This is a genomic window from Cohnella sp. GCM10020058, from assembly GCF_042683485.1.
Classification (GTDB): domain Bacteria; phylum Bacillota; class Bacilli; order Paenibacillales; family Paenibacillaceae; genus Cohnella.
Map to the genome: position 1 here is coordinate 589,959 of NZ_JBHUJV010000001.1, position 13,366 is coordinate 603,324.

The following is a 13,366-nucleotide window of genomic DNA, read 5'->3' on the forward strand; positions in this document are numbered from 1 at the left end:
ATGGGAATGACAGCTGCGACTAGGGCGCCGAATGAGGCGGGGATCGGCATCGGACTGACGTTTCGTCCAAATCCGGACAACGGAGAGATCGCTTTTCTGGGCTATGCCGGCGATCCAAGGCAGGAAAATTATGTAGCCGGACCTATGGAACTGCCGTTGATCGGATCCGACGCCCCGAACAAAGTAGAAGGCTACTCGGCCATCCTGCTCGGTTACCGATTGCCGGAGGACCGTCCGCCGGAAGCGCCTGCTTATTACCGGCAGTGGCTGGCTTTCCGGCGGGAGCCGGGAGAGGCGGAAACCTACGCATACGAAAACGAGCATGTTAGGGTCGTCAAGTCGTTCCGCATCGAGGCCGATACCTTGACGATCGAACTAGCCGTAACGGCCGGCGAACGCGGGCTCGAAGCCGCCGAGCTGGCGCTGTCGGCGCCGATTAACAATTACTATTGTCCATGGCGCTACGACCAGCGCTACCTGTACGGGCACTTGCACTACGAGCATGTCCATCCTGGCGGCGCGCACGGCTATCAGCTGGTGGAAAGCCTGAGCGGAAACGAACCGTTGCTGTACTGCATCCCGCTCGGGGATACCCGATTCGAGCACGTCTCCCGGTTCCCGGGCACGATCGATCTCGAAAGGCCGGGCATTCCCAACCACGCCTGGCCGGGCAGCAGCCTGCTGTTCCTTCACGCCGAAGGCTATTTGGCCGCGAACGGATTGAAGCCCCTGCTGCCCGGCCTGACAGCAAGCGGGATTCGTCTGGGGCCGGGAGAGACCGCCGTCCGGCGTCTCCGGCTGGGCTTCGTCGAGCGGCGGAGCGGCCTGGCCGAGGTGCTGGTCAACAGCGGCAAAATCGATGCGTACGCGGTGCCCGCAATGACCGGGCCGATCGACGCCGAGTTCCGGATCGTCGCCAAGGGCCGCGGCAAGCTCTCGCTCCTGGACGCGAACAAGCTTGACGCAGTGTCCGAACGGGAGAGCACGGATGGCCGCGTCTGGACGTTCAAATTCCGCGAGCCGGGCGAGCAGCTGGTGCGGATTGCCGGCGACGGCGCAGCCGAGCCCGCGGCGCTGCTTTTTCGCGTGACCGCGCCGCTGCCCGAGTTGTTCGAGCGCCGCGCGGACTTTATTGTCGATCGTCAAGTACTGCACGACGCGAGCAGCGTCCTGAACGGTGCCATTCTCCTGTATTCGCTCGGCGACTTCGAGGCATTCAAGGGCGAAGGACTGTATGCCAAGGAGGACAGCCTGTGGGGCAACGGTTCCTATGAAGGCGGCATCACCGACGGCATGTTCGTCGCGGAGAAAAACGCGTTGTATCCGAATCGGGGACAAATCGCCAAATTGGAGCGGTATATCGTCGATTATGTCCGCCGCTACCTGCAAAATCCGGACAACGATGAAGTGAAGTGGTGGCTTTTCCAATTCGATACGACCCGCTCCTACAATTACATGCACGTCGCCAATCTTTACTATTCGATGTACCGCATCGCCAAGCGATACGGCATGACGGAAGCGTACACAGCCGAGCAATACCTGGACTTCGCATACCGGACGCTGATGAAAATGTTCGACGCTTCGCGTCCGATGGACCTGATCACCGGGTTGATGGGCGGACAGCGGATATTCGACTTGCTTAGCAGCTTGCAAGAGGAAGAAAAGGTGGAGATGTACTACAACCTGCTCATCCGGGTTCGTCGGCACGCGGACGAGCTGTTCCGGGGCGATGTGTCCTACGGCTCGGAATGCCCGTACGACAATACCGGCTACGAATGTATCGCTTATTACGCCGACTATTTTAAGGAAGTGGAATGCCTTGGGGCGATTGGCAAAGCGATGCAGGCCGTGCGCGGCGAACAGCCGGTCTGGTGGTGGCAGGGCAGCGACATCCGCTGGTGGGATGCGGGGACCGACTTTGCGGAGGTATGCCATCATTATACCAGCCCGCTCAATTCCAGCGCGCTTCTGATGATGGTCCGGCAAGGCGTTCTGCAGCCCGATCCGGCGCTGCTGTCCCTCATCTATGGCGGCTTGCTCGGCTCCACGGCCAAGATTCACGGGGACGGGCGGGCCAGCATGAGCTATTGCTGGGAGCAGGAATCTCCCAACTTCGGCGATCATGTATGCACGGGCGATGTCGGGCTGAGCCTGTACGGAACGCTTCTGGGCCTGCAGGCCTTCGCCTACGCCTCGCCCCGGCACGGAGAAATCGGGTATCTTGGCGAGCTGGCGCGGCAGCCGTCCGGCGCCGGCCTTCGGTTCGTGCCGCTTGCAGGCGCGGGGAGACGGGTGTCCTGGCATTTCGAGGGCGAGAACGGGCGTGTCGAGCGGGGCGATGCGCGCTGCTCGTCCGGCACCATCGGCGAGATCGTCTTCGACGGCGAGACAGGGGGACTGCGGATCGTGATCCGAGGCAGCGGAAAGAACGGCGTTCGCATCGGCATGGGCGAAGACGTCGGCTGCAGCGTCTCGGCCGGCGAACTGCGGCTTCGGCTGCCCGTCAAGCCGAGCGGTGCCGCCGTCGACGGAACGGCCGTCCGGCTCCGACCGGTTGCAGAGGAGGAATATGCCGTCGACTATCCGACCGTCTTATCAGTCGGCGGCGAATTCGGCATCGATATCGCGATGGCCCATTCACTTTAGAACGGCTAACGTTTGAATCGATGATTACTTTACAGCTTATCCTGGAAATCGAGGTTTTCAGGATAAGTTTATTTAGCGATCCCCTTTCATTTTTGGAATGACGCTTTTAAATGCTTTTAAATCGATGAATCGAGAGGAATGAGAATGATAAATGAGTCCCAAAAAAGCGATAGGCATCCTTCTGCTAGCGTTATTATTGGTCGCGTACTCCGGCCTCGGCACCCATGGAATGCTTGCGCCTCAAGTCGCTTTCGCCTCCAGCCCGAATCTGGCCTTGAACAAATCCGTAACCGCTTCGGCCGGCAGCATTACCCCCGAACTGGCCGTCGACGGCAGCTACGGAACGGGCTGGTACAACACCGGTACCGGGGATCGTTGGCTCCGTATCGATTTAGGTGCGGCATCGACGTTTAACCGTTGGCGAATCAAGCATGCCCAGGCCAGCAACGATAATCCGGCCTACAATACGAAGGACTTCGTTCTTCAGATCAGCAATGACGGAAGCGTCTTCACGAACGTCGATACCGTCTCCGGGAATACGCAGGGAATCACGAACAGACTCCTTTCGCCGCAGACGGCCCGGTATGTACGAATACTTATTACCGCCCCCAATCAGGGAATGGACTCAATCGTAAGAATACTGGAAGTGGAACTGTTTAACGATACGCATCCAAGCTCCAACAATTATTACTATTTCGATATGCAAAGCTATATCAACAGCGACCCGAAATCCTTTTATCCCGGCAGGGCCACGGAATATTTGGCGGAATCCGCCATCCCTTCCGGTCGTTACATTAAATTAAATATTAGCAGACCTTCAAGCGACGCGTTCAACACGACGGCGAGGGTGCCCGAATTCGAGCTCTATTACAATCTGGCGCAGGCCAAAAGCGTCGCGGCATCGAGCTATCTGAATGCAACGACAAGGCCGGAGGCCGCGGTGGACGGCGGATCGTCCATCGTCGGCGCGCCCGAGACCAAATGGGTGAGCAGCGGCGCGTCGGCAAACAGCAATCTCACGGTGGATCTGGGGCAAACGAAAACGATCAAGAGATGGGCGGTCAGACATGCTGAGGCGGGGGGAGAGCCGGCTTCGTTAAATACGCGGGATTTCGCACTTCAAGTCAGCACGGACGGGGTGAACTTTACGAATGCGGACAGCGTGTCCGGGAATACCGGCGCGGTAACCGAAAGATCGATAACCGGCGCAACCGGCAGGTACTTCAGACTGAATATAACGACGCCCAGCCAGAACGGGGACTTGCATGCGAATATTTACGAGTTTGAACTGTACGACCAGGGAAATCTCCTGACGAACAAAACGGTCATCGCAAGCTCGGGTCACGACGGGGCGAATGTTCCGGGAAGAGCGATCGACGGGAATGCCGCGACAAGCTGGGTGAGCACCGGCACGCCTGCAAGCTGGCTCAAGATCGATCTGGGCAGCGTGATGAAATTCAACAGGGTCGTTTTAAAGAACGACGGATATACAGGAGGAGTGCAAACCAACAACACCGTGGCCTTCGAAGTGCTGGCGAGCGCTGCGGATGTCGATGCGAGCTATAAAGGATTTATCGGCGCAGGCAGTTATACGAACACCACGTATCCGAACGCCTTCGACAGGTCGTTCAGTACGCAGCTCTACAAGAAATACGCTTACGATATGATTACATTGCTAACGGCCTTGCAAGGCGTCGTTAACAGGGATACCGGGGGCCCAAAAGTTTTATATAAATATTTCTCGACGAACCTTGAATATCTGTCCGGCTATAATTCGGCCGATTACTGGCTGGACGACCTGACGGACCCGGGCAATCTGTTAGCCGGCAAGACCAAAATAACCGTTACCGATCCGTTCGTGCTGATCGATGCCTTCGCCTACAAGTTCGGCGGGCTTGTATTGTGGGACGAAGCCGTACCTTCGACCTCGAACGTAGCGAACACGATTGCAGGCATCGAGGATCTGCTGCCGGTCAGATACGATGCGTCCGCCAACAGCCTCTATAGCGATATCATAGGCAGAAGCTCGTTCGGACTCACCCCGTCGGTCTATTTGAACGGCAAATTTACAGGGAGCGGCACGATCTGGAATTCATCCGCGCCGTCTACCGGAAGCAAAAAAAATGATGCCTATATATGGGCCAAAGAGAAGTATATCGACACCGGCAAGGCGAACGCCCGGCTGCTGGCCTACTATATCGATGCCTGGACGACAAACACGGATAAAAGCGGGAATATCGCCTATCCCAACAGTACCGAGGGCGAGGGCGAACTCAACGACCGCGGGCTGATCGTCAAGGATTATTTCATCCGAAATAAAGCCTTTTTCCTGGACCTGCAGCCCGAGCGCAATCCCGGCACCGTCTTGCATAAGCCGAACGATGACCCCAATCAGCCGTTGGGGACCGATTATAACACGTTATCCGCGATACTCGATGCTGCGAGAGCACAGTCGGGCACCGACCCGATAACGGCCGGCGGCTACTTGCCCTGGAAATATAAATATACCGATTTCGTCGATGCGTCTGCGGATACGGTAAGCTCCGTGGAAATCGCCCAAGGCCATATGTTTTCCCAAAGACTCATCCAGTTCGATGCGGATGCGATCGGAATGGAATCGTTAGCCAATGCATCCGTGTACCAGGACATACTGCTGGACGGCAATTTGCATCAGTCGAACGACGGGGATTCGAGCGTGACATACGATCCCGCCAAAAAATATATCATGCTCTATATGGGAGATTACGATAACGCCGCATGGGCCGGCAGTCTGCTGCCGGGCATCTGGGACAAGACGAACGGAAGAGGCAGAATTCCTCTCTCGTGGCCCGTATCGCCCGTCGTCTCCAAACGGGTGCCTATGGTATTTAATAAGCTGTATGCAGAAGCGACGCAAAAGGACTATTTTACGGGCAGCGATTCAAGCGGCGCCTATATTTATCTGCAGAAGATACCAAGCGCCTATTTGCAATCCTATAAGACGTATCTTGCGGGCGAATTAAACAAGTTCGACATCGATAGTACGGGGCTTTTGTTTGTTACCGAAGACGCGCCTATGACTACGGAAACGTATGACGCTCTGAGCGAGCTTGTTCCAAACGGCGCAGGCTGGACAAGCGCTGAAAAAAAGCTCGTACAGGGCGTACCCTACGTGCCGGTCATCAGTCCTTTTATTAATGAGTCCGCCAGCTTCGTGGAAAAAACCTTTCACGACTACATGTCCGCCATTCTTCCGAACGAACAATTTTATTTCTTCCGAACGGTGATCCAGGACCCCAAGCAGCTTGCGGATGCCATTGACGCCCTGCATGCCGATTTTCCGGCGTTAAATTTCGAGGTCGTCGACCAATACGCTTTTTTCAGATTATACAGGCAGTCCCTGATTGCGAACTTGTCCAACTTGAGCTTCCCCGCAAACGGCAAAGGAACGGAGGGCTCCGTGCTGTTCGAGGACCATGGGAGCGCCGTCATGGACGGCAATTCCAGATATGCAAGCGCGGCAAATTCCTGGACCTACAAGTTCGACCTGGACGATGCCGTATCCGATGCGACCGCCTATCTGGATATCGGCGGGGATTATATCGTGAGCGGCTCCCGCGACAACGCGACTTGGACGGTGCTGGCCGACCCGGGGAACGTTATGCCGAGAGCGGACGTCACTGTGGATCTGAACGCTTTGTTGTCCAACAATCCAGGCAAGCAGATCTACTTGAAATTTACGGACGGAGCGGCGGATAGTAATATGGGGGCGAGGTTGTACCATGCGGAGATCGATACGAACAGGCACAATATCGTATTGAACAAGCCGGCGACGGCGAGCGGCCAGGTGAATGCCGAATCTGCGGCGGCAAAGGCTGTGGACGGGTCTATAGACAATCAATGGTGCAGTATCGACAACGCGCCGCACTGGCTGACAGTGGACCTGGGCCAAAATTACAGCATTTCGAGATGGGTGGTCAAGCATGCGCATTCGGCCGGGGATAATGCCCTATTTAATACGAGGGATTTTAAGCTGCAGGTAAGCAGCGACGGCGTAAATTTTACGGATGCGGATACCGTAACCGGCAATGCGGCGGATATAACGGACAGGAATGTCGCCGTTAGCGGAAGGTACGTAAGGCTCTATATTACCCAAGGCGCGCAGAACGGACAGTCGAATTTCGCGAGAATAAGGGACTTTGAGGTTTACGGTGCTATCCAGAAAAATGTGACTTTAGGCAAAACGGCGACGGCGAGCGGGCAAGTGGACGCGAGCAGCGGTCCCGCGAATGCGGTAGACGGCTTGCTGACCAATCACTGGTGCAGCATCGACGCAGCCCCGCATTGGTTAAGCGTTGATCTTGGCCGGGTATACAATCTTTCCAGATGGGTGGTCAAGCATGCCCATTCGGGAGGCGATGCGGCGGCATACAATACGAAAAACTTCAAACTCCAGGTGAGCAATGACGGAACCAACTTTACGGACGTGGATTCGGTGACAGGGAACACCGCGGACATCACCAATCGAAACATCGCGGCCAGCGGACGGTATGTAAGGCTGTATATAACGCAGGGGGCGCAGGACGGGCAAGCGAATTATGCGAGAATCAGAGATTTTGAGGTTTACGGGAAGTAGGAGGGAGGAAGTAGGACGGCGCACCTGCCGACCGGGAACCGCGTCCAACCGAACGAAGACCAATTATTTCCTTTGCTTCAGCTTCGAGCGAGGCGTATAATCCGTTCAGACATCGGAGAGAGAAGCGGGGAAATCGGTTATGAACAACGGGTTGGTCAACGCCGTAATCGCATATATCATGTGGGGCGTTCTCCCGCTTTATTGGAAGCTGTTTAACGACGTGCCGGCGGGGGAGATTTTGTCTCATCGCGTGGTCTGGTCGTTCGTATTTATGGGCATTCTCGTTGCCTTTCAGCGCCGCTGGGGCGATATCAAGCGAATTGCGACCAGCCGCGCGCTCTTGCTTCCACTCGCTGCAAGCGGACTGTTGATCGCCGCGAATTGGCTTATTTTCATATGGGCGGTTAACAACGGCCACGTCGTCGAGACCAGTCTCGGCTACTATTTGAATCCGCTGCTGAACGTGCTGCTGGCTGTCGCCTTCCTTCGCGAGAAGCCGAACCGCGGCCAGTGGCTCGCCATTGCCATCGCCGGCGCCGCAGTGCTCATCATCGCGATCGATTACGGGCGGTTCCCTTGGGTCGCTATCTCGCTGGCCGCGTCGTTCGGTTTGTACGGCTTCGCGAAGAAAAAAATCCGGCAAGACGCTTCGGTAGGCTTGCTGTCGGAGACGGCCGTCGTCCTGCCCGTAGCGCTCGGCTATTGGATCTACTTAGCCGCGGCGGGCAAGACGACGGCCTGGACGCTGCCTGCGGCTACATTCGTCGAGCTGCTATTGTCCGGCGTGGTCACTGCATTGCCGCTGCTCTTCTTTGCGCGGGCAGCCGCCCGGATGTCGCTGTCCACGCTAGGCTTCGTCCAATACATCGGACCGACGATCATGCTGCTGCTGAGCGTGTCCGTATTTAAGGAATCGGTCTCGCCGGTGCTGCTCGTCGGCTTCGCGTTGATCTGGACGGCGCTATTCGTTTACGCTGCGGCGTCGATGCGCGGCGCAAGGCTTGCGAAGGCGAGCTAGGGGGCTGATTTATTCCGGTTTCATGAAAACGGCCATTTCCATTTTACGGGTGATGGTCGTTTTCGTTTGCTGCGGTAACTTTGAAATACGACGGAGCGGTTTAGCGGAGACAAGCATTATTAGCTTCCGAGAACAATGAGCCTATAGCATGATCATTTGTTACCTCATGCGCCGTCAATTGTATTTTGTTTATGAATTGAAGTGGAAGTAGGATACACCGACCATTTTCTGTTATGGAAAAATTTTTAATCATGCAACTATTTTGCCAGTTGATAAGTCTTCTATATTTGGGGACACATCCCAAATATTTCGAAAGAGGTGCGCAAATTGAAAAAGAGAAGAATTGTACTTTTGATGGCAACTTGTATGATGGCTTTCGGCGCACAATCGGCATTCGCTACATCAGGGCAATACGACACGCCGCAGACGGCCAATCCGATTGCTAAAGGAGCGGTATTATCAGGGTATATTGATGCCGGAAGCGACCAAGATTGGTATGTTGTCCAAAACAACACATCAAGCGGTCAAATTGTTACCCCAAGGCTCCTAAGCCCTATTAGTGTTAATCTAGATTTTGATGTAATCAGAATTTCGTCTTCCGGGACTTATAGCAATGAGAGATTTGCCGATCAAGGTGCTGGTGGTTTGGAAGGTGGATTTTTCGGTTTTACACTAAACCCGGGGGATCTCGTATATATAAGAGTATTCCCCCACACCTCCTCGGACTACAGTTCCACCAACTCATATATTCTACAAGTAAATTAATAGGATAAACCCGCGGCCAAAACTGCGGGTTTTTATATTAAATAGCATTTATTGAATCCCCCGCCAACCTCTTCCGATACTGCCCCGGTGTCACTCCTTCAATGCGCTTGAACACGCTCGTGAACGACTGGGTGTCCCGATAACCGACCATGCCCGAGATGGCGTCGAGCTTCAGGCGCGCATCGCGAAGCAGTTGGCATGCGGTCATGACGCGCTGACGCTGAACGAACGTATGGAAGGTCTGCCCGGTATGACGTACGAACAGACGCTGGAAGTGCCGTTCGCTCAGTCCGAATCGCTCGGCGGCCTGTCGCTGCGTCAAGGGCTCGAGCGCCTGCTCGCGGACGTAAGCGACCGCTTCGCCGAAGTCAAAGGCGGCGGCCGCAGGGGAACCGGCGCCGTTCGCCATTTCGCGCAGCCGCGTCCATTCGATCAAGATCTGCGTCAGCAACGCGGTCAGCATCGCGGAGGCGCCGGGACGAAGGGCGGCGTGCTCCTCGTGGATCCGCTCGAAGAGCGGCTCGAGTCCGAGCCGTTTATCCCTTGCAATGCCCGCTTCGGTCGTATCCTCGGACAGCGCTGCCAGGATGTCGTCGAGCATGAGCTCGGGGGCGGTCCGGGCGATCTCCAACAATAGGGAAGTCGAAAACACGACATTGTAGACGACTAGCTTGCTTCGCTTGTCCGCGGAGTAGGGGCGAAATACGTGCGAGCAGCCGACGGGGAGGACGAACAGATCGCCGCGTGTCGCGGGCAGCGCCTGCTCGCCGATATACTGATACCCCGTGCCTTCGGCAACGTAGTTCAGTTCGATAAAATCGTGTTCGTGCAATTGAGAATCGAAAAAGTTTTCCTCGATACGATTCACGAATATGCGCAGGCCGCCGCGGAACAGATTTTTGCCCTTCAACGTATATTGCGACTTCTTCATTACACGCCCCCGTTTTACGTTCTAATGTCCATTTTACCATGGGAAATTGTCCGATTCACCAATGTATTTGCCGACTGAAGCGCTTTAAACTGCAATCAGGATCGGTAATTCATCGACGGTATGGGGGCATGAACGAATGGCGGAGATCGAAGTTTACGGACTGTCTTGCAACACCAGGTTGAACCCGTTGGGCATAGACGACAAGGCGCCGCGGCTGGGCTGGAAGCTGCGTTCGGAACGGCGCGGGATCGCTCAGGAGGCGTACCGCATTCAGGTCGCGGAGGATGGCTCGTTTGAAGGCGGGCTCGCATGGGATACAGGGCGGGTGACCGACGGGCGTTCGGTCGCGATAACTTATGAAGGCGAGACGCTGCGTTCGCGCACGCGGTATTTTTATCGTGTGAAAGTATGGGTTAATCAGGGCGAAGCATCCGAGTGGAGCCCAGCCGCTTATTTTGAGACGGGGCTGTTGTCCGAGGAGGAATGGGCGGGAGCCGATTGGATCTCTCACGCGCTGCCCGCGATTGAAGACGGACATGAACCTGTCGCTTATTTGCGCAAGGCTTTTAGCCTGGACCGTCCGGTTGCCTCCGCCCGCATATACGCAACGGCGCTCGGCATGTACCGGCTGTTCGTCAACGGCGAGGCTGCAGACGACTCCTGCCTGAACCCCGGATGGACCAGTTATACGAAGCGCTTGCAGTATCAGACCTATGATGTCACGGCCTTGCTGAACGAAGGGGATAATGCGATCGGCTTCATGCTTGGCAACGGCTGGTACCGGGGCGGACTGGGCTGGGAGAAAAAGAGATACTACGGCGATACCAGAGCCGCGCTTGTCTTGCTGCAGGTGCGTTATACCGACGGCACCGAGTCCATCGTCGGCTCGGACGGAAGCTGGCGGGGCAGTGACGGCGCGCTTCGCTGGTCCGAGCTTTATGACGGCGAGCACTACGACGCCAGGCTGGAGTGCAAATCGTGGTCGCAGCCGGCATTCGACGATTCGGAATGGGGAAGCGTCTCGCCGTATTCGCATCCGAAGTCGGCGCTTGTCGCGCAGGAGAGCGAGCCGGTACGAATCGTGAATACGATCGTGCCGATCTCCGTGGTGACGACGCCGAGCGGAGAGACGCTGCTCGACATGGGGCAGAACATGGTCGGCTGGGTCCGGTTCACTGTACAGGCCAAGGCGGGAACGGTCGTGACCGTGCGCCATGCGGAGGTGCTGGACAAGCACGGCAACTTCTACACGGGCAATCTGCGCGCCGCCAAGCAAACCGTCACCTACGTTTGCTCGGGCGAAGGCGAGGAGACGTTCGAGCCGTCCTTATCGTTCCAGGGGTTCCGTTACGTCAAGATTGAAGGCATTCCACCCGAGCAGCTGCCGGGCCGATTCGTCGGCTGCGTGCTGACCAGCGATCTGCAGGCTGCGGGGCAATTCCGCTGCTCCGATCCGCTTATTAACAAGCTGGCGGACAATATCGTATGGGGCCAGATCGGCAACTTCGTCGACGTGCCGACGGACTGCCCGCAGCGGGACGAGCGGCTCGGCTGGACTGGGGACGCGCAGGCGTTCGTGCGGGCATCGACGTATAACCGCAATGTCCAGACCTTTTTTGCGAAATGGCTCCGCGATCTGGCCGCCGACCAGCAGCCGGACGGCGGCGTACCGCACGTCATTCCGGACGTCCCGATTGCCGGCGCGAATTCGACGGCTTGGGGCGATGCCGCTACGATCGTTCCGTGGGTGCTGTACGAGCGCTATGGCGACGAGCGCGTGCTGCGGGAGCAGTACGCGAGCATGAAGGGCTGGGTCGAATACATCCGTGCCCAAGGCGAGAGCGAATTTTTGTGGGACACGGGCTTCCACTTCGGCGACTGGCTCGGCCTCGATGCCAAGGAAAACAGCTATATCGGCGCGACGCCGCGGGAGCTGATCGCGACGGCCTTTTATGCGCACTCGGCGGGGCTGCTGGCGAAGTCCGCGGGCGTGCTCGGATTCGCGGACGACGCGGCCAAGTACGCGGAGCTGCGCGACAACGTCGCGCGCGCCTTCCGCGCGGAATACGTTACGCCTAGCGGGCGGCTCGCTTCTCCGACGCAGACCGCCTATGCGGTGGCGCTCATGTTCGACCTCCTGGAGGAGGGCACGCGGCATCAAGCGGCTGACCGGCTTGCCAAGCTCATTGAGGAAGCGGGCAGCCAGCTGACCACGGGATTCGTCGGCACGCCTTACCTTTGTCATGTGCTGTCTAGGTTCGGACACGCCGACCTGGCTTACAAGCTGCTCGAGCGGCGCGAATACCCGTCGTGGCTGTACCCGGTCGTCAAAGGCGCGACGACGATCTGGGAGCACTGGGACGGCATCAAGCCGGACGGCAGCTTCTGGAGCGACGATATGAACTCGTACAACCATTACGCATACGGCGCGATCGGCGACTGGCTGTTCGGATCGGTTGCGGGCATCGACGCGGACGCCTCCGAACCCGGATACAAGCGAATTCAGATTCGTCCGGTGCCGGGCGGTTCGCTCCAGTTCGCTGACGCGACGCTTGAGTCGCCGTACGGCGAGATCCGGTCGGCCTGGCATCGCAGACCTGATGGCGGGATCGACTACGAGATCGCGGTGCCGGCCAACGCCGCCGCGAACGTCCTGCTGCCGGGTGCGAGCAAGGCGAATGCGACGGAATCGCAACAGCCGCTTGAGGATGTGCAGGGTATCTCGAACGTTGCGGAGACAGCGGAGGGACTAGCGCTGAACGTGGGTTCGGGAACGTATCGGTTTACGGTTAAAAAATAAATAAAAGATTAGACAAGTCGGGAGGTTCTCAAAAGCCTCTATAATTTAATAGCTGGTATACGCAAAAAGGATGAAGCAAAGGTATCTCTGGCTTCATCCTTTTTTGCGTTTTAGTGTATGACAGCTTGATTGAGCGGATTTTGAGGATAATAAATGGTGGGCATAAAGCTGCATAGTGAGACTTTTAACAAACCAAGGCGAAGAGGCTCTATATAGAGCGGCTCGATAAAGAGCCACATAGCCAGTTACGCCCCATCCGGTTGGCGGCGAGATCCCCCAAGAGCGCTGTACAGCGTCTCTTTGCCGCGGTTGGCGGCGATGCCCTCGAAGAAGCGCCGTACAGCGTCTCTTTGCCGTGATTGGCGGCGAGATTCCCCGAAGAGGCGCTGTACAGCGTCTCTTTGCTACGATTGGCTTCAGCGGCCAGCCATGTAACGCTGTGCAGTGTCTCTTGGCCGAAGCTAGCGCCAAGGTCCGGCCAAGCTTCAACGTTAGAAGGGCTTTCAGGTCAGTCTCTTCTTTTTTTATAGGCAAACCAATCGTCCAATGCAGCGAAAATCAAACTCGGGCCGTCTAATAGGGTGGAGGTGA

General features: G+C 56.8%; 6 protein-coding genes. 5 read left to right on the forward strand and 1 reads right to left on the reverse strand.

Going from position 1 to position 13,366, the window contains the following annotated elements:
• Positions 1-6 precede the first annotated feature (6 nt).
• From ACFSR7_RS02320 to ACFSR7_RS02335, 4 genes are all read left to right on the forward strand, one after another.
• The gene (locus ACFSR7_RS02320; protein ID WP_378158782.1) at positions 7-2,646 is read left to right on the forward strand and encodes a DUF5695 domain-containing protein; all 2,640 of its coding nucleotides are present in this window, start codon (positions 7-9) and stop codon (positions 2,644-2,646) included.
• Positions 2,647-2,797: 151 nt separating this feature from the next.
• Positions 2,798-7,261, forward strand: a complete 4,464-nt coding sequence (locus ACFSR7_RS02325; protein ID WP_378158783.1) for a discoidin domain-containing protein — start codon at positions 2,798-2,800, stop codon at positions 7,259-7,261.
• A 139-nt stretch (positions 7,262-7,400) separates the two neighbouring features.
• Positions 7,401-8,279, forward strand: a complete 879-nt coding sequence (rarD, locus tag ACFSR7_RS02330; protein WP_378158784.1) for an EamA family transporter RarD — start codon at positions 7,401-7,403, stop codon at positions 8,277-8,279.
• A gap of 327 nt (positions 8,280-8,606) precedes the next feature.
• A complete protein-coding gene (locus ACFSR7_RS02335; RefSeq protein WP_378158786.1) occupies positions 8,607-9,044 on the forward strand; it encodes a hypothetical protein in 438 nt (145 codons plus the stop codon).
• A gap of 37 nt (positions 9,045-9,081) precedes the next feature.
• On the opposite strand, the gene ACFSR7_RS02340 is transcribed toward ACFSR7_RS02335, so the two are convergent.
• Positions 9,082-9,975: a helix-turn-helix domain-containing protein gene (locus tag ACFSR7_RS02340; protein ID WP_378158787.1), complete on the reverse strand. Its 894-nt coding sequence runs from the start codon at positions 9,973-9,975 to the stop codon at positions 9,082-9,084.
• 136 nt (positions 9,976-10,111) lie between these two features.
• Between ACFSR7_RS02340 and ACFSR7_RS02345 the strand changes: the two genes are divergently transcribed.
• Entirely contained in the window at positions 10,112-12,775 is a 2,664-nt protein-coding gene (locus ACFSR7_RS02345; protein ID WP_378158788.1) for a family 78 glycoside hydrolase catalytic domain, read from the forward strand.
• Positions 12,776-13,366: the final 591 nt, after the last annotated feature.